Annotated in this window: 23 protein-coding genes and 1 riboswitch; of the genes, 6 read left to right on the forward strand and 17 right to left on the reverse strand. The window is 61.9% G+C overall.

Going from position 1 to position 23,883, the window contains the following annotated elements:
* Positions 1-21 precede the first annotated feature (21 nt).
* Positions 22-169: riboswitch (cobalamin riboswitch) on the reverse strand.
* Complete coding sequence (locus tag H2510_RS02230) at positions 151-654, reverse strand: GNAT family N-acetyltransferase (protein ID WP_186626743.1); 504 nt, start codon at positions 652-654, stop codon at positions 151-153. (Overlaps the previous riboswitch by 19 nt.)
* Positions 655-667: 13 nt before the next feature.
* Positions 668-2,269 carry a malate dehydrogenase (quinone) gene (mqo, locus tag H2510_RS02235; RefSeq protein WP_186626744.1) on the reverse strand — a complete coding sequence of 534 codons (1,602 nt, stop codon included), beginning with the start codon at positions 2,267-2,269 and terminating at the stop codon, positions 668-670.
* A gap of 96 nt (positions 2,270-2,365) precedes the next feature.
* On the opposite strand from mqo, the gene H2510_RS02240 reads away from it, so the two are divergent.
* Both H2510_RS02240 and mtr read left to right on the forward strand, forming a co-directional pair.
* Entirely contained in the window at positions 2,366-3,406 is a 1,041-nt protein-coding gene (locus H2510_RS02240; RefSeq protein ID WP_186626745.1) for an alpha/beta hydrolase, read from the forward strand.
* Positions 3,403-4,800, forward strand: coding sequence for a mycothione reductase (gene mtr, locus H2510_RS02245; protein WP_186626746.1), 1,398 nt, complete (start codon positions 3,403-3,405; stop codon positions 4,798-4,800). Before H2510_RS02240 ends, mtr begins: the two co-directional genes overlap by 4 nt.
* A gap of 18 nt (positions 4,801-4,818) precedes the next feature.
* On the opposite strand, the gene H2510_RS02250 is transcribed toward mtr, so the two are convergent.
* The 3 genes from H2510_RS02250 to map form a co-directional block, all read right to left on the reverse strand.
* Complete coding sequence (locus H2510_RS02250) at positions 4,819-5,385, reverse strand: alpha/beta fold hydrolase (protein ID WP_186626747.1); 567 nt, start codon at positions 5,383-5,385, stop codon at positions 4,819-4,821.
* A gap of 40 nt (positions 5,386-5,425) precedes the next feature.
* Positions 5,426-6,943, reverse strand: a complete 1,518-nt coding sequence (locus H2510_RS02255) for a cobyric acid synthase (protein WP_186626748.1) — start codon at positions 6,941-6,943, stop codon at positions 5,426-5,428.
* Between the two features lie 124 nt (positions 6,944-7,067).
* The gene (gene map / locus H2510_RS02260) at positions 7,068-7,943 is read right to left on the reverse strand and encodes a type I methionyl aminopeptidase (protein WP_186626749.1); all 876 of its coding nucleotides are present in this window, start codon (positions 7,941-7,943) and stop codon (positions 7,068-7,070) included.
* 141 nt (positions 7,944-8,084) lie between these two features.
* Between map and H2510_RS02265 the strand changes: the two genes are divergently transcribed.
* On the forward strand, positions 8,085-8,954 hold the full coding sequence (locus tag H2510_RS02265; RefSeq protein ID WP_186626750.1) for a LuxR C-terminal-related transcriptional regulator: 870 nt from the start codon (positions 8,085-8,087) through the stop codon (positions 8,952-8,954).
* 8 nt (positions 8,955-8,962) lie between these two features.
* Here the strand turns inward: H2510_RS02265 and H2510_RS02270 are convergent, their stop codons facing one another.
* The 5 genes from H2510_RS02270 to dxr form a co-directional block, all read right to left on the reverse strand.
* Positions 8,963-10,774, reverse strand: a complete 1,812-nt coding sequence (locus H2510_RS02270) for a penicillin-binding transpeptidase domain-containing protein (RefSeq protein ID WP_186626751.1) — start codon at positions 10,772-10,774, stop codon at positions 8,963-8,965.
* 51 nt (positions 10,775-10,825) lie between these two features.
* Positions 10,826-11,662, reverse strand: a complete 837-nt coding sequence (locus tag H2510_RS02275; protein WP_186626752.1) for a GNAT family N-acetyltransferase — start codon at positions 11,660-11,662, stop codon at positions 10,826-10,828.
* Positions 11,663-11,739: 77 nt separating this feature from the next.
* Positions 11,740-12,879 (reverse strand): flavodoxin-dependent (E)-4-hydroxy-3-methylbut-2-enyl-diphosphate synthase, encoded by a 1,140-nt coding sequence (ispG, locus tag H2510_RS02280; protein ID WP_186627110.1) that lies wholly within the window; start codon positions 12,877-12,879, stop codon positions 11,740-11,742.
* A gap of 62 nt (positions 12,880-12,941) precedes the next feature.
* Positions 12,942-14,156: an RIP metalloprotease gene (locus H2510_RS02285; protein WP_186626753.1), complete on the reverse strand. Its 1,215-nt coding sequence runs from the start codon at positions 14,154-14,156 to the stop codon at positions 12,942-12,944.
* Positions 14,157-14,162: 6 nt separating this feature from the next.
* A complete protein-coding gene (gene dxr, locus H2510_RS02290) occupies positions 14,163-15,341 on the reverse strand; it encodes a 1-deoxy-D-xylulose-5-phosphate reductoisomerase (protein WP_315901178.1) in 1,179 nt (392 codons plus the stop codon).
* 69 nt (positions 15,342-15,410) lie between these two features.
* On the opposite strand from dxr, the gene H2510_RS02295 reads away from it, so the two are divergent.
* Together H2510_RS02295 and H2510_RS02300 are read left to right on the forward strand one after the other, a co-directional pair.
* On the forward strand, positions 15,411-15,899 hold the full coding sequence (locus H2510_RS02295) for a DUF1990 family protein (RefSeq protein ID WP_186626754.1): 489 nt from the start codon (positions 15,411-15,413) through the stop codon (positions 15,897-15,899).
* 120 nt (positions 15,900-16,019) lie between these two features.
* Positions 16,020-16,289 (forward strand): DUF2631 domain-containing protein, encoded by a 270-nt coding sequence (locus H2510_RS02300; RefSeq protein ID WP_084348612.1) that lies wholly within the window; start codon positions 16,020-16,022, stop codon positions 16,287-16,289.
* 66 nt (positions 16,290-16,355) lie between these two features.
* On the opposite strand, the gene rlmN is transcribed toward H2510_RS02300, so the two are convergent.
* Positions 16,356-17,507, reverse strand: coding sequence for a 23S rRNA (adenine(2503)-C(2))-methyltransferase RlmN (gene rlmN, locus H2510_RS02305; RefSeq protein ID WP_186627112.1), 1,152 nt, complete (start codon positions 17,505-17,507; stop codon positions 16,356-16,358).
* A 306-nt stretch (positions 17,508-17,813) separates the two neighbouring features.
* Here rlmN and H2510_RS02310 point away from each other — a divergent pair, with 306 nt between their 5' ends.
* The gene (locus H2510_RS02310) at positions 17,814-18,665 is read left to right on the forward strand and encodes a CoA ester lyase (RefSeq protein ID WP_186627113.1); all 852 of its coding nucleotides are present in this window, start codon (positions 17,814-17,816) and stop codon (positions 18,663-18,665) included.
* Here the strand turns inward: H2510_RS02310 and H2510_RS02315 are convergent.
* The 6 genes from H2510_RS02315 to rpsB all read right to left on the reverse strand — a co-directional run bounded on the left by H2510_RS02315 (position 18,662) and on the right by rpsB (position 23,766).
* Positions 18,662-19,381, reverse strand: coding sequence for a class I SAM-dependent methyltransferase (locus tag H2510_RS02315; protein WP_397517309.1), 720 nt, complete (start codon positions 19,379-19,381; stop codon positions 18,662-18,664). The genes H2510_RS02310 and H2510_RS02315 overlap by 4 nt on opposite strands.
* 7 nt (positions 19,382-19,388) lie before the next feature.
* Complete coding sequence (locus H2510_RS02320; protein WP_261392670.1) at positions 19,389-20,348, reverse strand: phosphatidate cytidylyltransferase; 960 nt, start codon at positions 20,346-20,348, stop codon at positions 19,389-19,391.
* 24 nt (positions 20,349-20,372) lie between these two features.
* The gene (frr, locus tag H2510_RS02325; protein WP_136169283.1) at positions 20,373-20,930 is read right to left on the reverse strand and encodes a ribosome recycling factor; all 558 of its coding nucleotides are present in this window, start codon (positions 20,928-20,930) and stop codon (positions 20,373-20,375) included.
* A 61-nt stretch (positions 20,931-20,991) separates the two neighbouring features.
* Complete coding sequence (gene pyrH, locus H2510_RS02330; protein WP_084348606.1) at positions 20,992-21,720, reverse strand: UMP kinase; 729 nt, start codon at positions 21,718-21,720, stop codon at positions 20,992-20,994.
* A 213-nt stretch (positions 21,721-21,933) separates the two neighbouring features.
* Entirely contained in the window at positions 21,934-22,758 is an 825-nt protein-coding gene (tsf, locus tag H2510_RS02335) for a translation elongation factor Ts (RefSeq protein WP_186626755.1), read from the reverse strand.
* 108 nt (positions 22,759-22,866) lie between these two features.
* Positions 22,867-23,766, reverse strand: coding sequence for a 30S ribosomal protein S2 (gene rpsB / locus H2510_RS02340; RefSeq protein WP_084348944.1), 900 nt, complete (start codon positions 23,764-23,766; stop codon positions 22,867-22,869).
* Positions 23,767-23,883: the final 117 nt, after the last annotated feature.

Consider the following 23,883-nt stretch of genomic DNA (forward strand, 5'->3'; position numbering starts at 1 on the left):
GATGCCCACCGAAGAAGTGGACAAAGTAATTTCGATGCTGTGCGGTGATCTGGCTTACGAGGCTGCCGACAATCGGCCTACTCGTACACAGTGGCGGGACCGCGCCTGAATCACACAGGACTTCCCCGCATCAGCTCCGTTGATCGAACCCTACCGTCGTTCGACCTTACTGCCGCCCGACGCCTCGCCCCAGGGGGTTCCGCCGCCCCTACGCATGGGCGTGTGCGGAATCCCGTCTTCGAGAACTTCCTCACCATCGGGCAGAAAGCCGTGTTTCGCGTACATGTCCACCAGGTAGCTCTGTGCATTGAGACGACACGGAGAGGATCCGACCTCGGCAAGCGCAGCACGCAAGATACGCGTGGTGTGCCCTTGCCCCCTCGCCGAGCGCTGCGTGCACAGCCGACCGATGCGGAAGGCCTTCTCGCCGTTGTCGTGCTCCTCGAGCAGCCGCAGTGTGCACACCACTTCGCCGTCACGTTCGAGCCAGAAATGCCTCGTCTCGGTGAGCAGATCTCGACCGTCGAGTTCGGGATAGGCGCATGCCTGCTCGACGACGAAAACCTCGACACGCAGCTTCAACAGGTCGTACAGGGTCTTGTTGGACAGGTCCAAAGCCCAGGAGCGCTTGAGGGCAGCAGCTTGCGTAGTCATATGCCTGTTGCTATCACACGCCGGTGTGCTGTGCGAGTTGGGAAGACTTGTCCAGCTCGAGCGCACGCGAGGTCCAGTCGAATATTTCGCGGAACAGCGAACGATCCTCGGCCAATTTGACCCCGAGCGAAGGCACCATCTCCTTGAGCTTGGGCTGCCACGCCTCGTAGCGGTCGCCGAAGCAACGCTGCAACACATCGAGCATCGCCGGTACCGCGGTGGAAGCGCCCGGCGACGCACCGAGCAGGCCCGCGATAGTTCCGTCTGCAGCGTTGATCACAGCAGTGCCGAATTCGAGAACTCCGCCGCGGCCCTTCTTTCGAATGACCTGAACTCGCTGGCCTGCGGTGACGATCTCCCAGTCCTTGTCGAGGACATTGGGCGCGAATTCGCGAAGCGTGTCCACGCGATCGGCCTGCGACTGAGACAGTTCGCTCAGCAGGTACTTCACCAGTCCGAGCTCGGTGACGCCCACGCCGAGCATCGACATCAAGTTCCCCGGCTTTATGGAGGAAGGAAGATCGGTCAGCTTTCCTTGCTTGAGGAACTTCGGCGACCATCCTGCGTACGGACCGAAGAGCAAACCTGGCTTCCCGCCGATGACACGTGTGTCGAGGTGGGGCACCGACATCGGGGGCGCACCTACCGACGCCTTGCCATACACCTTGGCCGAGTGCTGATCGATGAGCTCAGGGTTGGTGCAGCGCAGCCACTCGCCGCTGACTGGGAACCCTCCGAAGCCCTTGATCTCGCTGATGCCCGATTTCTGGAGCAAATGCAAAGCACCGCCACCCGCGCCGACGAACACGAACTTGGCGTTGACGGTCTTCTTGGAACCGGTGCGAAGGTTTGCCACCTTGACATCCCACGTTCCGTCCGACTGCTTCGAGATGTTGCGCACGTCGTTTCCGAAGTGCACGGTGGCACCGGCCCCGGCGAGGTAGTTCAGAAGTTGGCGGGTGAGCGCACCGAAGTCGACGTCCGTTCCGTTGTCGCTCCAGTTGAGGGCGACGGGATCGGAGAAGTCGCGGCCCGCACCCATGAGGGGAAGTCGACGCGTGAACTCGTCCGGACTGTCGATGTACTCCATACCTTCGAACAGCGGATTGGAAGCCAGGGCGTCGTACCGAGCCTTCAGGTACTTGGTGTTGTCCTCACCATGCACGAAGCTCACGTGCGGGATCGGATTGATGAAGTTCTTCGCGTCGCTCAGAATGCCCGTTTCCAGGCTGTGCGCCCAGAACTGACGGGAAACCTGAAACTGCTCGTTGACATTGAGCGCCTTGGCGATGTCGACGGAACCGTCCTTGTTCTGCGGCGTGTAATTGAGCTCACACAGCGCGGAATGGCCGGTGCCGGCGTTGTTCCATGCGTCACTGCTTTCGGCGGCAGCAGCGTCGAGACGCTCGTACACATCGATCGACCAATCGGGCTCCAACTGTCGAAGCAATGCCCCGAGAGTTGCGCTCATGATTCCGGCGCCGACGAGGACCACATCGGTTTTCACTCGCTTGACCTGCTCTTGATTGGAGCGCTGTTCATTTGACACTGGAGATTCGACTTCCTTGTTCGTGAGTACTCGCGTGAGGAAACTCTGCTCAGGTGGCGGCAACATTACCCGGCCGTAGATACCCGACTCGAAGCGCTTTCAAGCTCTTCTTCGATTGTGCTCTCGAAGTGCACTTTGCACCTGCTACTACAGTTGTGATCTGTGACTACCTGGGTACCCGATGTCCTCGGCGACGGCTACGAGCAGACGACCATTCCCCTCGGTGCAGATCCGGATGGTGAAGGCCAGGTCGAGGCGACTCTCGTTCGGTATCAACCGGCAGATACACCGTCTTTCGACCGAGCAGTGATCTACGTTCACGGCTTCACCGACTACTTCTTCCAACAGCACCTGGCCGAACATTTCGCAGCCAAAGGCTATGCGTTCTACGCGCTGGACCTGAGGAAGTGCGGAAGGTCTCTGCGTGAAGGCCAGACACCGCACTTCGTGACCGATCTGGCGTTCTACGACGACGAGTTGAACGAAGCGCTCTCGCTGGTTCGCCGGGAGCCCAGCGGTAAGTCGGTGCTGCTCCTCGCTCATTCCACGGGTGGGCTGATTCTTCCGTTGTGGCTCGATCGCCTGAACCGTCAGGACGGGGGCACTACCGGCCTCGGCATCGACGGTGTCATCCTGAACAGTCCTTGGTTCGACCTGCAGGGCCCCGCAGCGGTTCGTAGCGTCGGCACCACCGCGATCGGCGTCATCGGCAAGGTCAAAGCCAAGACGGCGGTGCCAGGTATGGGCCTGGACACCTATGGCCTCTCGCTTGCTGCGTCCGAGCACGGCGAGTGGGACTACAACCTCGACTGGAAGCCGCTGTCCGGCTTCCCCATCACCTTCGGCTGGATCCGCGCGATCCGACATGGGCATGCAAAGCTGCATCGAGGTCTCGACATCGGTATTCCATCGCTGATTCTGCGGTCCAAAGTGACGCACTTCTCCCGCAAGTACAGTTCCGCGATCGACGCTGCCGATGCAGTGCTCGATGTTCGTCAAATCGCGCGCTGGGCAGGCTGCCTGGGCGATCGTACGACGATCGTTCCCATCGAGGGCGCCCGCCACGACGTCTTTCTTTCACAGGACGTACCGCGGGCACGGGCATTCGACGAGGTCGACGAGTGGCTCGATTGGTTACATCGAAGTGAGCACATCGAACGAGATTCCGGCCGAAACCACAACGAACTAGGGACCATTTCGTGAGCAGTCAAACAAACGGTCGTCATTTCGACATCGCTATCATCGGATCAGGTTCGGGCAACTCCATCGCGAACGAGCAGTTCTCGGACAAGACGGTGGCAATTTTCGAAGAGCATTCACCGTTCGGGGGCACCTGCCTCAACGTCGGTTGCATTCCCACGAAGATGTTCGTCTACGCCGCCGAGGTCGCGAGGACCATCCGCGAATCGTCGCGCTACGGAATCGACTCCTCGATCGAGCAAGTCCGCTGGTCCGACATCGTGAGCCGAGTATTCGGCCGCATCGACCCCATTTCAGCAGGCGGCAAGCATTACCGCGAGAGCGGCAGCCCCAATGTCACCCTGTTTTCGAGCCACGCGTCGTTCCTCGGTCCCCGGACCATCGACACCGGTGCCGGCGAGGTGATCACCGCCGACCAGGTCGTCATCGCAGCCGGATCCAGACCGGAGATACCTCGACAGATACTCGACAGCGGTGTGCCGTTTCATACCAACGACGACCTGATGAGATTGCCCGAACTGCCCGAACATCTCGTCATCCTCGGATCCGGCTACATAGCAGCAGAATTCGCGCATGTATTCGGCGCGCTCGGATCGAAAGTATCGATCGTCGCACGCAAGAACACGCTGCTCCGCAATCTCGACAGCGACATTTCGGCCCGCTTCACCGAACTTGCACAGAAGAATTGGAACGTCCACCTCGAGAGCGGAGAAGCGAATGCGATCTCCGAAGGCACCAGCGTCGGTCTCGAACTCGGTGACGGTACCCGGATCCTCGGCGACGCACTTCTGGTCGCCATCGGCCGCCGGCCCAACGGTGATCGTCTCGGTGCCGACAAGGCCGGAGTCGAACTCGACGAGGAAGGGCGGATTCGAGTCGACGAATACGGCCGCACGAGCGCCGAGGGGGTCTTCGCACTCGGTGATGTGTCGTCGCCGTTCCAACTCAAGCACGTGGCCAACCAGGAAGCGCGAGTAGTGCAGCACAACTTGTCGAACAATGCTTGGCAGGACACGACGAACCTGTGGAAGTACGATCACCGCTTCGTGCCGGCGGCCGTGTTCACCCACCCCCAGATCGCCGAGGTCGGACTCACCGAAGCGCAGGCCCGCGAGGCAGGCTTCGACATCACGGTAAAGATCCAGAACTACGGCGACGTCGCGTACGGCTGGGCAATGGAGGACCAAGACGGCTTCTGTAAAATCATTGCGGAAAAGAAGACTGGTCGCATATTGGGAGCCCATGTCATCGGCGCTCAGGCACCGACGGTCATTCAACCGCTCATCCAGGCCATGAGTTTCGGAACCTCCGCCCTCGAAATGGCTCGCGGGCAGTACTGGATTCACCCCGGCCTGCCCGAAGTGGTCGAGAACGCACTGCTCGGTCTCGACGTGTGACTGTGAGAAAGCTCCGCATCACCAAGGGTTGGTGCGGAGCGCGATCTCGGTAGCAAGTTCAGCTGTTGCATCGCTCGGGATGTTGCCCACGCCGTCGAGCTGAACGACCCGGAAGTCCGAATAGACCAACCGCCCGCTGCCGTCCGCACTCACCCGTTTCAGCGAACTGCCGATCACGATCGTGGTCGGCAGTTCGACGGGCGAGCAGTCAGAAGCAAGGATGACCCCATCCTGATCTGCGACGGCCGGATGACCGCGGTCGCATGCGACAAGGCTCGCGAATCGGCCGAACGTTCGGGCCGCCAGTGTCCACGCCAGCTCAGCGCCTTCGCGATTGCCGACGAGGTGCACCCAGGGCAACGACAGTTCGTCGAGGATTGCCACCATGGCATCGCCGTCGAGTCCTCGCACATCCTCCACTGCAACGGTTTTCAGATCCGAATTGTGCAACCGCTCGGACACGCCGTCGAACACGTCGGGGCTATCCCCCAGACCCGGAAGCAACAGCACGACATGCCTGGATTCCGGTCCGGCGATACGCACCGTGCGAGTCCCGCCGCCCGTCGATACCTGCTTGTACTCCATGGGATATCACGCTACTGCACTCCTCGTAGAGCTCGACCCGCTACTGCGCGTCGACGCCGCGTTCGATCACTGCCAGCACGGCGTCGACGTCGACGTTGTTCTCGACCAGATCCGCCAACAGGTCGAGTTGCTCCTCACGCAACCCAGCCACCGAGGTGTCCGGTGCTACGACAAAATCATTTCGTCCAGCACGAGCGGCTGCCCATCTGAGGAATTCTCTACGGAAACAATCGGATTCGAGCACACCGTGCCAATGCGTACCCATGACCGCCTCCCGCACACTCCCCTCCGGCCGGCCGTCAGAATACCGAAACAGTGGCGTATCGCTGCTGTGCGCGACGCGTCCGTGATGAATCTCGTAACCCGTGACGTCACCGACACCGAAAAACGGTGACTCCCCGTCCACGCCCGCAAGAACCTTGTCAGCCTCGAACTCGATATCGAGATCGAGCAATCCAAGTCCCGAAGCCCGAACATCCGCGGATTCGATTCCGTCCGTAATCGTTCGACCGAGCATCTGATACCCGCCGCAAATACCGAGAACCGGGCGTCCGGCCTCCACCCGGTCGCGAATGGCCTCGGCCAGACCAGTTTTCCGCAACCACTGCAAATCCGACAGTGTCGCTTTGCTGCCGGGAACGATGACCAGATCAGCGTCGGTCAATCGAGACGGCTCGGTCACCCAATTGACCGAAACCCCCGGCTCACACGCGAGGGCCTCGACATCGGTCGTGTTGGAGATTCGAGGCAACCGCACCGCAGCGACACGCAACCACTGCGACCCCACAGGCGGACGTGGCCGACCCACCGGAGCGTCCGCGACGACACCGAGCGAGTCCTCTGCATCCATCCATAGATCGTCGGCGTACGGAACCACCCCATAAGTGGGCCTACCCGTCAAAGCTTCGAGCTGGACGAGTCCAGGAGCCAGCAACGACGGATCGCCGCGAAACTTGTTGATCACGAAGCCTGCGATCAACGCCTGATCAGCCTCGTCGAGTATCGCCACCGTGCCGTAAAGGTGGGCCAACACTCCCCCACGGTCGATATCCCCCACCACGATGACCGGAAGCCGCGCGGCCGTCGCCAACCCCATATTCGCGAGATCCGTCTCACGCAGATTGATTTCCGCCGGTGATCCAGCCCCCTCACAGATCACGAAATCGAAATCCCTACGAAGCGACTCCAACTCGGCAGCGACAACAGCGCGAAGCGACTGACGATGCTCGACGTAACTCGACGCCGACACATTCGCGACAGCTCGACCCCGAACCACCAACTGCGACGTCCGATCGCTCCCCGGCTTCAGCAACACCGGATTGAACCGCACACTCGGCTCCAGACCACAGGCACGCGCCTGAAACGCCTGCGCCCGCCCGATCTCTCCACCGTCCAGCGTCACCACCGAATTGTTCGACATGTTCTGGGCCTTGAACGGTGCAACCGACATGCCTCTGCGTGCCAACAAACGACACAGACCGGCCACCAGAACACTCTTACCCGCATCCGACGTCGTCCCAGCCACCAACAACGCGCCGCCGCGCCCCGCCCCACTCACGGCAGTCGGTTCATTCCGCAGGCTCCACTCACGGCAGTCGGTTCATTCCGCCGGCTCCACTCACGGCAGTCGGTTCATTCCGCAAGCTCCACTCACGGCAGTCGGTTCATTCCGCAAGCTCCACTCACGGCAGCGTGAGGATCTCACTACCGGTCTCGGTGACCACCAGGGTGTGCTCGAACTGCGCACTCCACTTCCGGTCATGGGTGACCACCGTCCAGCCGTCGTCCCACATCTCGGCGTTGATTCCGCCGAGATTGATCATCGGCTCGATGGTGAAGGTCATCCCGGGCTCGATGATCGTCTCGACCGAAGGCTGGTCGTAGTGCAGAACGACAAGACCGCTGTGGAACGTGGTACCGATGCCGTGGCCGGTGAAGTCCTCCACAACGCCGTATCCGAAACGGTGCGCGTACGACTCGATGACTCGGCCGATCACATTGAGCGCCCTACCCGGCTTGACTGCCTTGATGGCCCGCATCGTCGCCTCATGAGTGCGCTCCACCAGCAGGCGTGCCTCCTCCGACACGTTGCCCGCGAGGAAGGTCGCGTTGGTATCGCCGTGCACTCCATCGATGTATGCCGTGACATCGATGTTGACGATGTCGCCATCCTGAATCACCGTCGAGTCCGGGATGCCGTGGCAGATGACCTCGTTGAGAGAGGTGCAGCACGACTTGGGAAAACCCTTGTAACCCAATGTCGATGGGTAGGCACCGTGGTCGATCATGTACTCATGAGCGATCCGGTCGAGTTCGTCGGTCGTGACACCGGGCGCTACCGCCTTGCCCGCTTCCTGCAGTGCCCGCGCAGCAATTTTGCTGGCAACACGCATCTTTTCGATGACCTCGGGTGTCTGAACCCAAGGTTCGTTTCCCTCGTTCGCGGTCGGCTTCCAGGCGTACTCGGGGCGTTCGATCGAATTCGGCACGGGCAGTGTGGGCGACACGACGCCTGGCACGAGTGGCTGACGGGGCTTGCTCTCGGCTGTCACAGACATGGCTCCAGCGTATGCGCTGCACATCGGTGTATGCGTAGTCGGTCCCCGGACCGACCGCGCATGTACCGACGTCGATGCGCCATCTATGATTCAGATCACTGAAGTTCGGAAAAAGAACTGACGTTCGCGAAGGAGGTGACCATGCCGACCACCGACGTGCTGCGCCCGCGAGACGGTGATGCGCTTCGCGCAGAACTGCGGCAGATCGTGGCATCGTCCGGAGTGCCGGTGGTCTTCGGCGGTGAAGTGTCCGCCGGCAACACCTTGTACCTGAGCGAATTCCACGGCACCCGCACCAAGGGACTGGATGGACTGTTGATCCCGAGTAGATCCGGGCTCGGTGGCCGCGTCCTCGACCAGCAACAACCTGCGGCGGTCAGCGACTACGGAAGCTCGCAATACATCACCCACGACTACGACCGACCCGTTCTCGGCGAGGGCCTGCGCTCGATCCTCGCTGTTCCGGTCGTCGTCGCCGGCGCCTCACGCGCGGTGATGTACGCGGCTGTCCGCGAGCGCGGCCCCATCGGCGACCGAATTGCCGAGATGATGGTGAAGGCATCTCGGCGGCTGAGTCACGAGATCGCCATTCGAGACGAGGTGGACATGCGGCTCAGATTGCTCGATTCCAGTGCCGGCGCCGAAGCCGGTGTCACCGGGCACTCGGCGGCCACCGCGGAATTGCGCGACATCTACGCGGAACTGAGGACGCTCGCGAGTACGACGTCCGATGCCTCCACACGGGCCGAACTGAGAATGTTGTCGGACCGAATGTCGGCGTCGCTTCGATCGGCGGACCGGCAACCCGACACCGAGATCCGACTCTCGGTTCGCGAGATCGACGTCCTGGCCCAGATTGCCCTCGGATGCACCAATGCCGTAGCAGCGCAACGCTTGTCACTCGGTCAGGAAACAGTCAAGTCGTACCTGCGCACCGCCATGAACAAGACGGGCGCCAAGACGAGACACGAAGCAGTGGTCACCGCGCGGCGTCGCGGGCTACTGCCCTAGTAGTCCCCCTAGTAGTCCGGGGGCAACTGCTCGAACATTTCTCTGGTGACCGCCACCGCGTTGTCGGAGCTTCCACCACGAACGACGAGCGTCGCGAATGCCAGATCGCCGCGGTAGCCGACGAACCACGCGTGCGAACCACCCTCGACCTCGGCCTCCCCCGTCTTGCCGTACACCTCGCCCTGATCGGCGATCCGCTCGGCGGTGCCACTGGTGACGACCGAGCGCATCATCCCTCGAAGCCCGTCGACCATCAGCGGCGAGATCGGTGGATGGTCACCCTCGATCCGAGTTTCGCGTCCCACGATCAGATTCGGTTCCGGCGTCGATCCGTGTGCCACGGTGGCAGCAGCAAGCGCCATTCCGAACGTCGAGACCACGACCTTGCCTTGACCGAATCCGTCCTCGGTTCGCTGGACCAATTCTTCGGCCGGTGGCACCGACCCGGAATCGGTGGGCAATCCCACGACGTCGTAGTCCGGACCGACCCCGAACTGTGAGGCTGCCACGGTGAGCGCGTCAGGTTCCATTTCGCTGGCGAGCTTGGCGAAAGACGTATTGCAGGAGCGAGTGAACGCGGTTCCCATCGATACGTTCCCGAGCGAGAATTCGTTGTAGTTCGGGATGCTGCGTTCGCCGATCTCGATACGCCCCGGGCACGGCACCGTCGTATCCGGGGTCGCGAGTCCCGACGATATGGCTGCGCCGGCCGTGATGATCTTGAAGGTCGACCCGGGCGGGTACAGGCCCGCGGATGCCACAGGACCGTCGCGATCGGCTTCTTTGTTCTGGGCAACTGCGAGAATCGCCCCCGTGGACGGCTGAATCACCACCATCATGGCTTGTTCGATCCGCGCGTTCACCGCATTCTGTGCTGCCACCTGAATGTTGCGATCGAGGCTGATGGATACCGAGGGCGCAGGCTGCGAGGGCGTGTCGGTCAGTACGTCGACGTCGACCCCGTTGCGGTTCACCGTGACCACGCTCCACCCGGCTTTGCCGTCGACCTCGTCGATGACGGTTTTCTTCACCTGAGAAATCAAATCGGGGGCGAACGTCGGATCGGTCGTGAGCAGATCGGACTCGCCGGACACGGTCACGCCCGGCAGTGCGGCAAGCGACGCCGCGACGGGCTCATAGTCCTCGGCGCGGAGCAGGGCAACTGGATAGTCGCCCTTGGTCGATGTCGCCGACTCGACGATGCTTTGCGCCGAGATCTTCGAATCGAACGGCGCGAGAATGGATGCCAGTCCGGTCGCAGACGAGACGATGTCGCCGGATTCTTCAGCGTTCACCTTGACGCGGTGCACCACACCGGGCACCAGGACGTCCGACCCCGACCGCTCGTTGACGCGTGCCCGCGGCGGCGACGTCGAGCGCAATTCCATGGTCTGTGTGTCACCGAGACCAGGGTGAATATCGGTCGACGTCCACCGCACTCCCCAGTTGCCGTCGGCACGGCCCATTTGCAGTTCTCCGTCGTAGGACCAGACTCGGCCCTTGGGAAGGTGCCATTGGTAGGTGTAGCCGACCAGCGCAGTGTCACCATCGACGCGCACCGAAGTTGTTCGGGCCTCCATGGATTCCGCTTGCAGGTTCTGCCAGGTATCGGCCAGCGCTGCTGCCGCTGATTCGGGAATATCGGTCTTCGCCGAGGCTGCCTCGATGTCGTTCGAGGCGAAGGCCGAGAGAAATTCCTGAGCTGCAGGTTCGGGACCATCCGGCGCGGGGGTACACGCGACGGCGGTGCCGACGACGAAGACACACACGAGCGATGCCACCGCGGGTCGTCGAACGCGCCGCATATCCGAGAACCTCATCGCGCTCATCGTAGTTCGACTAGAGCGCGCGCGAGCGCAGCGAATCGCGGTCTAGTCCAGAAGGACTGTGGTGAACGTGGCGACCTGCTCGAGGCCGATACGGCTGTACGCGCGGCGCGCGGGCCAATTGAAGCTGTTGACGTACAGGCTGGCGATGCGACCGCTTCGCACCACGGAGTCGACGACGGTAGCTGTACCCGCCGATCCGAGACCCTGCCCACGGTAGAGCGGGTGAACCCACACACCTTGAATCTGGCCGACCGATGCGGACTGCGATCCGACTTCGGCCTTGTAGATGACTTCTCCGTCCTCGAATCGCGCCCATGCTCGGCCAGCGGCGATGAGACTGGCGATCCGACGGCGATAACCCCTACCACCGTCGTTTGCCTGTGGATCGACACCGACTTCCTCGATGAACATGGCTACGGCGGCACTGAGATAGACGTCGAGCTCGTCGGCGTGCACGAGTCTGACCAGAGGGTCGGGAGGAAATACCGAATACGTCGATGTCGCCAACAGTGGTTGCTCGCTGCGCAGCTCGCGCGGCGCACCCCAATCGGGTTCGAGCATCTCCCACAACGGCAACGTCAGTTCGGCACGGCCGACAAGCGAAGAACACATACGCGGACCACGACAAGCGCGGTCGGCGAACGAGCGGAGATCATCGACGGAACCGAGGAGCGGAACGAGGTTGGCACCGTAGAAGCACAAGGATTCGTCCGGGCCCCCTCGGCTCCACATCTCGCCGTGGAACGACCGCGGGTCGAGCCCCGAATCCTGCACTCGAGCCGCGATCATGCACGAGGCAACCGGGTCGGCGTCGAGGACACGGAGAACATGCGCCGTGTCCTTCCCGCTCAGCGGCTTCGCACCCAAGAGCTTGAGCACTTACGCCACCTCCTCGACCAACGCATCCACCGACATAGAAGACCAGATTGCCAGACTTACGGGCGCAAGTGTGCCAATCAGCTGACCGTTACGACAGGGGTGCTTGCATCCGCACTCTCGTCGACTTCGTATTCCTCGGCGATACGCATTGCTTCCTCGATCAAGGTCTCCACGATCTGAGCTTCGGGAACCGTTTTGATGACCTTGCCCTTGACGAAGATCTGCCCTTTGCCGTTGCCGGACGCGACACCGATATCTGCATCCCGGGCCTCACCGGGGCCGTTCACCACGCACCCCATAACCGCAACACGAAGCGGGATTTCCATGCCTTCGAGCCCGGCGGTGACCTCGTCGGCGAGCTTGTACACGTCCACCTGAGCACGGCCGCACGACGGGCAGGAAACGATCTCCAGCTTGCGTGGGCGGAGGTTGAGCGACTGAAGAATCTGGTTGCCGACCTTGATTTCCTCGGCCGGTGGTGCAGAGAGCGACACACGAATCGTGTCGCCGATCCCACGAGAGAGCAGCGCTCCGAACGCGACTGCAGATTTGATGGTGCCCTGGAATGCAGGTCCGGCTTCTGTCACTCCCAGGTGCAGCGGATAGTCACACTGCGCCGCAAGTTGCTCGTAAGCAGCCACCATGACAACGGGGTCGTTGTGCTTGACCGAGATCTTGATGTCACCGAAGCCGTGCTCCTCGAACAGCCCGGCTTCCCACAGTGCCGATTCCACCAGCGCTTCGGGCGTGGCCTTGCCGTACTTGTCCATCATCCGCTTGTCGAGCGATCCGGCATTGACGCCGATCCGGATGGGGATGTTGGCCTCGCGGGCCGCCTTCGCGACCTCCTTGACACGCCCGTCGAATTCCTTGATGTTGCCAGGATTCACTCGGACGGCCGCGCACCCGGCATCGATCGCCGCGAAAATGTACTTGGGCTGGAAGTGGATATCGGCAATGACCGGTATCTGGCTCTTCCGCGCAATGATGGACAGCGCATCGGCGTCCTCTTGTGTGGGGCACGCCACTCGAACGATGTCGCATCCCGACGCTGTCAGCTCTGCGATCTGCTGCAGGGTGGCGTTGATGTCGTGGGTCTTGGTGGTTGTCATCGACTGCACCGAGATCGGGTGTTCGCTGCCGACACCGACGGTGCCGACCTGCAGTTGACGAGTCTTACGTCGAGGAGCGAGTACGGGAACCGGCGGCGCCGGCATTCCCAATCCGACTGACACAGTCACTTCGTTGCCTTCTTCCCTAGCTATGAGCACGAGTGTATCTAGAACAATCGGATCGGGTTCACGATGTCCGCGGTGAGAGTGAGCAACATGTACGCGCCGCCGATCACGATCACCACATACGTGACGGGCATCAGCTTCATGTAGTCGACGGGTCCACCGTTCGGCAGACCACGACGCTGGCGGAAGAAATTGCGGATCCGCTCGTAGATGGTGACGGCCATGTGTCCGCCGTCGAGGGGAAGCAGCGGCAGCAGGTTGAAAATGCCGAGGAAGAAGTTCAGGCTCGCGAGCAGCAGTACGAATACCGGCCACAACGACCTCTCCACCAGTTGCCCGCCGATCACGCTGGCCCCGACCACACTTATCGGTGTTTCCGGGTCTCTGACCCCTCCGGTGACCGAGGTCCACAGGTCCGCGACCTTGCTCGGCATCTGCACCAGCCGGTGTGCAGTCTCGACGAACATGTCGCCGGTGAACGCGAACGATGCAGGTATCGCCGCGAGCGGGTTGTACTGGGTCGGATAGAAATACGCGAGCTGAAGGCCCACCGCGCCCACGGTTGTCGACTTACGCCCGGTCTCGGTGCCGTCACGTACCCAACGCTGGACCTGCTGGATCTGTACGGGGAAGGTCAGCTCACGCCCGTCGCGTTCGACGACGAAGTCAGCGGTTCCGGACAGCGGCTGCGTGGCCGCGACGACATCGGCGAAGTCTGTAGTCGGAGTGCCGTTCACCGAGACGATGACGTCCCCTTCACGGATACCCGCTGAGTAGGCCGGACTGGGTCCACTGCATTCCGGGTAAGTGAGATCTTCGTTCTGTGTCGCTGTCACGCAGGGCATCTCGCCCACCATCGCGTTGCTCGGCTGATTGAGATTCGGCAGTCCCCAGCCCACAGCGAGCGTGAAGATGAGTAGGAAACCGAGAACGAAGTTCATCGCTATTCCGCCGAGCATGACGATGAGCCGCTTCCACGTTTTCTGCCGATACATCGCACGCTCGACCTCGTCGGGCGCGAGCTCGTCGATCGCGGTCATCCCGGCGATGTCACAGAAACCGCCTGCCGGTATCGCCTTGAGTCCGTACTCCGTCTCACCCCGCCGAAAAGAGAACACCTTTGGACCGAAGCCGATGAAGAAGCGTCGAACCTTCATGCCCGTGGCGCGTGCGGTCAACATATGACCGGCCTCGTGCAGGGCGATGGACACCGTGATCCCCAGGGCGAACAGTACGACGCCGAATGCGAACACCATCTTCGATTAATCCTTCTGATTCAAGAGTGCGCGGGCCTGACGACGAGCCCAGGAATCGGCTGCGAGTACCTCGCCCACGGTAGTGGGAGTGGCGGTCCACTCGCTGCTGCCTGCCCCGAGGACCTCCTTGACGGTGTCGACGATCCGTGGGAATTCGATACGGCCGGCGAGGAACGCTTCGGCGGCGACCTCGTTCGCTGCGTTGTAGACCGCCGTCATGCAACCCCCGAGAATTCCCGCCTCACGCGCCAGTTGGACAGCAGGGAACACCCGATCGTCGAGCGGCTCGAAATCCCAGGAGAACGCGGTCGTGAAATCGAGTGGACGGGCAGCATTCGCGACCCGGTTCGGCCATCCCAATGCGAGCGCGATCGGCAGACGCATATCGGGCGGACTCGCCTGCGCGATCGTCGATCCATCGAAGAAGGTGACCATCGAATGCACGATCGACTGTCGATGAACCGTGACATCGATCCGCTCGTACGGGATACCGAACAGCAGATGAGTTTCGATCAGTTCGAGCCCCTTGTTCACCATCGTCGCGGAGTTCAGCGTGTTCATCTGCCCCATCGACCAGGTCGGATGCGCCGCTGCCTGCTCGGGAGTGACGGATTTCAACTCTGCCTCCGACCAACCGCGGAACGGGCCGCCCGACGCAGTCAACACCAGCCGCTCCACCTCCTCGGCTCGACCACTTCGAAGACACTGTGCAAGGGCAGAATGTTCGGAATCCACTGGGACTATCTGCCCGGGAGCAGCAGCCCTGAGGACGAGCTCGCCGCCCGCGACCAAGGATTCCTTGTTCGCCAGGGCCAGCGTCGCTCCGGATTTCAACGCAGCGAGTGTCGGCTCCAGCCCACGCGAGCCCACCAACGCGTTCAACACGACGTCGGCCTCGACCGACTCCACGAGTTCGGTGACGGCACGATCGCCGGTCAGGACGTTCGCCAGATCCAATTCGGCACCCGTATTCGGGTCTGCGACTGCGACGGACGAGACACCGGTATCGCGGATCTGACGTCCGAGCAGGTCGATGTTGCGACCGCCTGCGGCGAGCCCGACCACCTCGAACGATTCGGGATTGGCAGCGATCACCTCGAGGGCTTGGGTTCCGATGGAACCGGTGCTGCCCAGGAGCAACACCCGGACAGGACGCGATACTGGAGGTGTTCGATGCTCGGGCACTCGTTCATTGTTCCTGATCGACTCTGAGAGTCACCTGTGCGGCCGCCATCCGTGGCACGCTGGGCTCTCATGGAGCTCACTTATCCCGAGATCGGCGGCACCAAGGGCCCGTTGCCCTTCGGCTACCACCACCTCGATCGTCGACTGCACATCGGCACCGGACGCGATGCATTCGAAGCAGCAGCCGACGCGCTGTCGGGATGGCAGATGCATCGAAAGTCGGGACTCGGTGTCGACGCATCGACCCCGACGGCCGAGGTGGACACCGTCGTAGTGCTGACGCTGGGTCCGATTCGGATTCCCTGCCGCGTCGTGTACCTCATCGACTCTCCCGATCGACGGGGGTTCGCGTATGGCACCTTGCCTGGGCACCCAGAGCAGGGCGAGGAGAGCTTCGCCGTCGAATTCGATCCGGCGAACGGCGCTGTCTTCGCCCACATCCGCGCGTTCTCACGACCCGGTCGCTGGTTCACTGCACTCGGCGGGCCTGTCGGAAGATGGGTCCAAAGACTCTTCACCGACAGGTACCTGGCCGCTTTGCGTGCTTACGCTGTGTGACTTGGCGCCGTGGTCCGCTAGTTGCGCCCCTACTCGCTACTACTGCCGGTCGTATGCCAAACTTAGGGCGCACACGCATGCCGGACTTTCGGCTGCACCCTGACCCGAGAGGATCGACCGGTGGCACAAACCGAACTGGACCCCGCTTCGTACGACCCGGTCGAGTACACCCACGAGGACATAGCCGAAGTACCCTCGGCCGATTGGGGCTGGAGCGGTGAGTCGAACAAGGCGATGCGGATCGCTGCTATCGCCGTCGCGGTCTTCCTGCTGCTCATGATCCACGGAAACCACACGGGCGGAATCGAAGACCTGTACCTCATCGGCTTCGCCATTGCGCTCGTCGGCATCGTGGTTCGCGACATCATCGTCCGCCGGAAGCCTCGATAGCACACAGAACCGAAAGAACCCGATAGCTGCACTGAGCAGATATCGGGTTCTTTTTTGCGCTGTTCGTCAGTTCTCAGCAGCGAGCTGACCGCAAGCGGCAGCGATTTCCTGACCGCGAGTATCCCGGACGGTGCACGAAACACCTTGCGCGATCACCCTTCTCACGAATTCACGTTCGACGGGCTTCGGGCTGGCATCCCATTCGCTGCCCGGGGTCGGGTTGAGCGGAATGAGATTGACATGCACTCTCGATCCGAGGGCCTTGTGCAGCTTCTTGCCCAGCAGGTCCGCACGCCACGGCTGATCGTTGACATCTCTGATCATCGCGTATTCGATCGACACTCGACGGCCGGTCTGATCCGCGTAGTATCTTGCCGCCGACAGCACTTCGGCCACCGACCACCGGTTGTTCACCGGCACCAGGGTGTCCCGCAACTCATCGTCCGGAGTATGCAGCGATACAGCGAGCGTGACGGACAAGCCCTCGTCGGCGAGTTTGCGAATGGCAGGTGCCAGACCCACGGTCGATACAGTCACCGACCGCTGCGACAGGCCGAGTCCATCGGGCGCAGGAGAGACGATCTTGCGCACAGCGGAGACGACACGCTTGTAGTTGGCCAAAGGCTCACCCATGCCCATGAACACGACGTTCGACAGCCGTCCTTCGCCTCCGGGCACGGCGCCGTCACGTAGATCTGCTGCCGCCGATCGAACCTGGTCGACTATCTCGGCAGTGGAGAGGTTGCGATCGAGTCCAGCCTGCCCGGTAGCGCAAAATGGGCAGGCCATCCCGCAACCGGCCTGACTCGAGATGCACAGAGTCGCCCGATCCGGATACCGCATCAGGACGCTCTCGAGCAGCGTGCCGTCATTGGCCTTCCACAGCGTCTTGCGAGTATCGCCGTCGTCACACGACAAGTGCTTGATTGCCGTCAGCAACGGCGGAAACAGGTCCGCTCCGACCTTTTCCCGAATCCCGGCAGGAAGGTCGGTCATCTTGGTCGTATCCGCTTCGAGCCTGCCGTAGTAGTGGCGGGCAAGTTGGTCGGCACGAAAGGCAGGAAGCCCGAGGTCCTTGACTGCCGATTTCAGTCCTTCTCGATCCAGGTCGGCGAGGTGGCGTGAGGGCATGCCGCGACGGCGATCCGCGAACACCAACGGCAGTGTCGGCCTCGTCCGCGGGCGGGCGCTCTCGGCTGTGGATTCGTCGGCGGTCATAGCAGAATCACTCATAATAAATCCAGTGTCCCACTACTGGGCACTTCTCTCCTATTCAGCGCGCAATTTCCAGCCCCACGGCGAGGGGTAGCCGAACGGCGTCGGTCTGCTCCGAATCTTCCCTCGCGGGGGCTTTGATCATCGCTCTCGTATGAGAGGTTCGCATCCTCCAGGTCAGGCGTAGCGCCAAACGCAAGTAAACTAACCCGCGGTGAACAGAATGCACGGAAGATGGCAACGCCGTACTGAATCGATAATGTCGGTCGTGCCCGATCTCACCGCAAGGAGCCCGACGTGACCACTTTCATGGAGACCCCAGTGACATTTGGCGTAGCACCGGAACGAGCACGCTCGTGGTTGCTGGTACCCGCTACCCAGCCCGAGGCATTCGCGACCGCAGCCGCATCGGAGGTGGACGCGGTGATTCTCGACATCGAAGACGCGGTGTCACCGCATGCAAAGCCTGCGGCACGCGACGCCGTCGTCGCGTGGCTCGAAGCGGGCAACTCTGCCTGGGTTCGCATAAACGACGCAACCACGCCCTTCTGGGCCGACGACCTCGAAGCGCTCTCCGGCCTGCGCGGCCTGGCAGGCATCATGCTCGCGAAAACCGAGAGCGGCGGCCAGGTCGATGCCACGGCGGCACGAGTGACAACTGGGACTCGCATTCTCGCTCTGGTCGAATCCGCAGTCGGCCTCGAGGCGACACCGGAGATCGCTCGCGCGGACTCGACCTTCCGATTGGCCTTCGGCAGCGGCGACTTCCGTCGCGACACCGGGATGAGCGACGAACCACTCGCCATGGCGTACCCACGCTCACGGCTGGTGGTGTCGAGTCGCGCTGCGCGCCTTCCCGGACCCATCGACGGCCCGACACTGACCGCCAACGACAGCATCCTGGCGCGCGATTCGGCCCTGACCGTCTCGATGGGCATGACCGGCAAACTGTGTATGCACGCGGAACAGGCCCCCATCGTCAACCGCGTACTCGCTCCAGCCCCAGGAGATGTCACCTGGGCCGACGAGGTTATCGACACGCTGGGCATCGATGGAGCGCACGTGAAGGACGGCAGTGACCTGCCGCGCCTTGCCAAGGCCCTCAAAATTCGCGAATCGGCAGGAATCTTCGGCATCACCGCAGAGAACAACCCTGCTTAAATCAGTTCGAGTCCAATAGGCTTCGGTCGCGAGTGAACTCGATATCGCACATCGATACTCAGGCCAGGGATGCTCCGAGCAGCCCTGGCCGCTGTGCGCGCCGTGAATTCGATACCCAGTACCGCATCCAGGGTCGCCCGATCGGCAAACTCCCAGCGAGTATCTACCCGGGTCAGATCGAAACCCTGGGCTGCAAAGAACGACTCGACGGCCGCACAGTCGTAATTCGGTAGGTCCGCCCGCATCCAGTCACCGTAGGGCGATGCCCCGACGTCGAGGTCCACCACGACGAGCGTTCCACCCGGCCTGAGCACACGCATCGCTTCCGATACACCGCGGCCGCATCCTGGCCCGAAGAAATAGGCTGTCCGCGCGTGCACGATATCCACCGAGTCGTCGTCGAGGGGTAACGCCTCGGCGCTGCCCGACACGACCTCGACGTTCGCCAGCCCGGCAACTCGGGTCCGCGCCGCGTCCACGAGAGGGCCATGCGGCTCGACACCCACGACTCGGTGAGCACGCGAGGCGAACAGCGGCAGATGGAAGCCGGTGCCACATCCCACATCGACGATGGTCCGGCCGTCCCAGGGCGCGATCCTTTGCAGTTCCGCAGGTATACGCCCGTCGACATCCTGTGCACGATTCTCCGACTCGTAGACCTCGGGCCAATGCCAGATGTTGGGACTCGGAATCGAGCGAAACGGCGGCGACATCATCGGTATGTCAGAGAAGGACTGTGAAGATCAACCACGCGACGAACGCCGACGGCAGGAGCGAGTCGAGGCGATCCATGATGCCGCCGTGGCCCGGCAGCAAGGTCCCCATGTCCTTGATCCGAAGATCGCGCTTGACCTGAGATTCGATGAGATCGCCCAGCGTGCCGGTCACAACGAGGACGACGCCGAGCAGAACACCGATCATCGAGTTCGCATCGAGGATGAGTGTGACAGTGAGCAGGCTGCCGATGACACAGAAAAGGAGCGACCCAGCAAGTCCTTCCCACGACTTCTTCGGACTGATCGCAGGCGCCATCGGATGCTTACCGAAAAGCACCCCGGCGACGTAACCGCCGACATCCGAGCACACGACCGCGATGACAAACACCAGAATGCGACCTGCACCGTCGTCCTGCAGAACCATCAGTACCGCGAAAGATGCCAGCAGGGGCAACCAACATGCCACCAGGATGGTGACCGCAAGTTCGCGTAGATAGTTCTTCGGCGCCGAACCGAGGCCCTGCTGCAACAGCAGCCACACCATGCACACCAACACAGTGCCCGCGGTAGCGCTCAGCACACCGGCAGTTCCCCACGGCCAGCCGAGCCAGATTATCGCTTGCCCGCCCACGATCAACGGAATCCGCGGAACGAGCACTCCGGCTTCACGAAGGCGCCTGGCCACCTCGTAGGTAGCGATGGCGAGCGCGACCGCAACAACGCCGATCCAGACCAACGGCGCGAATACCAAGATCAATATCAGCGAGATACCCAACCCGCCGCCCACCGCAATCGCGGCCGGCAGATTACGACCCGCTTTGCCCGTCGCCTTAGGCACCGGATCCCCTATCGACTTCGGCTCGACGTGAGTAGCGTCGGCCGACTCTCCTGGCGTCGAGGGGTCGGGTACGGCAGAGCCCAGTGGCCGTTCCGATCCCACCACGACGCCATCTCCTTGCTTCATCATCTATGTCCGACTCTTCCGGGAGAATCAGACCTCCATCAAGTCCGCTTCTTTACGCTTGACCAATTCGTCGATCGACACGGTGTACTTCGAGGTGGTCTTGTCGAGCTCGTTCTCGGCCCGTAGGACCTCGTCCTCGCCCGCCTCGCCATCTTTCTGAATACGCTTGAGCTCTTCCATCGTCTTTCGACGCACGTTGCGGATCGCCACCTTGGCGTCTTCGCCCTTGCCCTTGGCCTGCTTGACGAACTCGCGGCGGCGCTCCTCCGTCAGCTGCGGAATGCTGATACGAATGAGGTTGCCATCGTTCGTCGGGTTCACACCGAGATCGGAGTTGCGAATCGCAGTCTCGATCGGCCCGAGCTGTGCAGGCTCGTAAGGCTTGATCACTACCATCCGGGCCTCGGGGACACTGACACTCGCCAGCTGGGTGATAGGCGTCGGGGAACCGTAGTACTCGATCACAATGCGGTTGAACATGCCCGGATTGGCCCTGCCGGTTCGGATGGACGACAGGTCGTCGCGAGCAACGGTGACCGCCTTCTCCATCCTCTCCTCGGCGTCGAAAAGCGCTTCGTCTATCACGGCTTGACCTCCATCGTCTTTGCTGATGATCCAGCATGTTCGAGTACGTGCTGGGAAACGATCACGATGTGACCAGTGTCCCGATCTTCTCACCCGCGACAGCGCGGGCGATATTCCCCTGGATGAGCAGGTTGAACACCATGATCGGCATCTGATTGTCCATGCAGAGACTGAAGGCGGTGGCGTCGGCGACCTGTAAGCCCTTCTCGATGACCTCACGATGCGTGATCGATTCGAACATCGTTGCGTCCGGGTCGAGCCTCGGGTCGGCCGAATAGACGCCGTCGACGGCCTTCGCCATCAGCAACACCTCGGCCCCGATCTCGAGAGCACGCTGCGCAGCCGTCGTGTCGGTCGAGAAATACGGCATACCCATGCCCGCGCCGAAGATGACGACTCGGCCCTTTTCCAGATGGCGACGCGCGCGAAGCGGCAGATAAGGCTCGGCGACCTGCCCCATCGTTATCGCGGTCTGCACACGGGTGGCCACACCCTGCTTTTCCAGAAAGTCCTGCAAAGCAAGACAGTTCATCACAGTTCCGAGCATGCCCATGTAGTCGGAGCGGGAACGGTCCATCCCCCGCTGCTGCAGTTCGGCACCCCGAAAAAAGTTACCTCCGCCGATGACGACAGCAACCTGAACTCCGGTGGCTACGACCTCGGCAATCTGCTCGGCAACGTTGGTGACGACGTCAGGGTCGAGACCTACTTGGCCTCCTCCGAACATCTCTCCACCCAGTTTGAGCATTACTCGCTTGAATCCGGGCCTGTCGGTGGCGGGATCGGTCATAACTCTCCTCGGTTCTCGCCGGTCGATTGCGCACGGTAAATAAAGGGCCCTCCAAAGGCACCCACTACCCATATCCTGCCTTATCGAAGCCGCCACGGACTAAACACCCGGCTGACGCGACACATCGCGGCGTGGCAGCAAACAAAAAGTTGCCGTCCGCTCGACCGAAGTCGAGCGAACGGCAACCTCAAAAAATTTGCTCGGTATCCGCGATCAGCTTGCGCCGACCTCGAACCGTGCGAAACGCGTGATCTTGACGCCGGCCTCGTCGAGGATCGCCTTCACGGTCTTCTTGGAATCCTGAACCGAGGACTGCTCGGTGAGCACGACATCCTTGAAGAATCCGTTGACACGGCCTTCGATGATCTTCGGGAGTGCCTGTTCTGGCTTGCCCTCCTCGCGAGCGGTTTCCTCGGCGATACGACGCTCGGAAGCGACGATGTCCTCAGGAACCTCGTCACGCGTGACGTACTTGGCCTTGAGCGCGGCAACCTGCATCGCAGCACTGCGAGCAGCCTCAGCAGCAGCCTCGCCCTCACCTGTGTATTCGACGATTACGCCGACAGCCGGCGGCAGATCAGCGCTGCGCTTGTGCAGGTAGATCGCAACTGGGCCCTCGAACGACGCGACTCGTCGGAGTTCGAGCTTCTCGCCGATCTTGGCCGACAGCTCGCCCAGCGCCGCGTCCACGGTCTTTCCGTCGAGGTTCAGTGCCTTCAATGCCTCGACGTCGGCGGGCTTGCCTTCGGCGGCAACAGCGACGACGGAGTTCGCGAACGTCTGGAACTCTTCGTTCTTGGCGACGAAGTCGGTCTCGGAGTTGATCTCGAGTAGCACTCCGCCCTTGGCGACCACGAGACCTTCGGCGGTGGACCGCTCGGCACGCTTGCCGACGTCCTTGGCGCCCTTGATGCGTAGTTGCTCGACAGCCTTGTCGAAGTCTCCATCGGCCTCGGCTAGAGCGTTCTTGCAGTCCATCATTCCGGAGCCGGTGAGCTCACGGAGCCGCTTGACGTCAGCGGCGGTGTAGTTCGCCATGTTGAGCGAGCCTCCTCGAATGCTGTGGGTGGGCAGAGCATAAAAGTTCTCGAATACTGCAGAAAAGGTCCTGATAGGCGTGGGTCACGCCTATCAGGACCCAATCGATCAAGCCTGTGTTGCTGGTGCTTCTGCGGCAGGCGCATCAGCGGCGGGTGCTTCCGCGGCAGGTGCCTCAGCATCGGCAACGGGTGCCTCTGCTGCAGCTTCCTGCGTCTCAGCCGCTGCGGGAGATGCCTGTGCAAGCTGCTCGAGCTCCCACTCGGCGAGTGGCTCGCCTGCGCCGACCTCGGGCTTCGCGTCGGTAGCAGTGTTGAGACCCGCGCGAGCCTGTACGCCCTCGGCCACTGCAGATGCAACGACCTTGGTCAGCAGTGCTGCGGAGCGGATTGCATCATCGTTGCCCGGGATCGGGTAGTCGACGACGTCAGGGTCGCAGTTGGTGTCCAGGATCGCGATGACCGGGATCTTCAGCTTGCGAGCCTCGCCGACGGCGATGTGCTCTTTGTTGGTGTCGACGATCCAGATGGCCGAGGGAACCTTGGCCATGTCACGGATTCCGCCGAGGGTGCGGTCCAGCTTGGTCATCTCACGCGTAAGCATGAGGATTTCCTTCTTGGTGCGTCCCTCGAACCCACCGGTCTGCTCCATTGCCTCGAGCTCCTTGAGGCGAATGAGACGCTTGTGGACCGTCTGGAAGTTGGTGAGCATGCCACCGAGCCAGCGCTGATTCACGTAGGGCATTCCCACGCGGGTTGCCTCAGCGGCGATGGACTCCTGAGCCTGCTTCTTGGTGCCGACGAACAGAACCGTGCCACCGTGGGCGACGGTCTCTTTGACGAACTCGTAGGCCTGATCGATGAAGGTCAGTGTCTGCTGCAAGTCAATGATGTAGATGCCGTTGCGGTCGGTGAAGATGAATCGCTTCATCTTCGGATTCCAACGACGGGTCTGATGTCCGAAGTGCGTGCCGCTGTCGAGCAGCTGCCTCATAGTTACTACAGCCATGGCTGAATAACTCGCTTTCATTTGCCGGTTGACGCAGAGTGTCGTTCGACCCCTGCCCTGGCGACCGCTGGTTGCCGAACCCACTCGAAAAAAGTGGGACCGCCGACAACCGGGTAT

The sequence above is a fragment of the Rhodococcus sp. BP22 genome, from assembly GCF_014281965.1.
Taxonomy (GTDB): domain Bacteria; phylum Actinomycetota; class Actinomycetes; order Mycobacteriales; family Mycobacteriaceae; genus Rhodococcoides.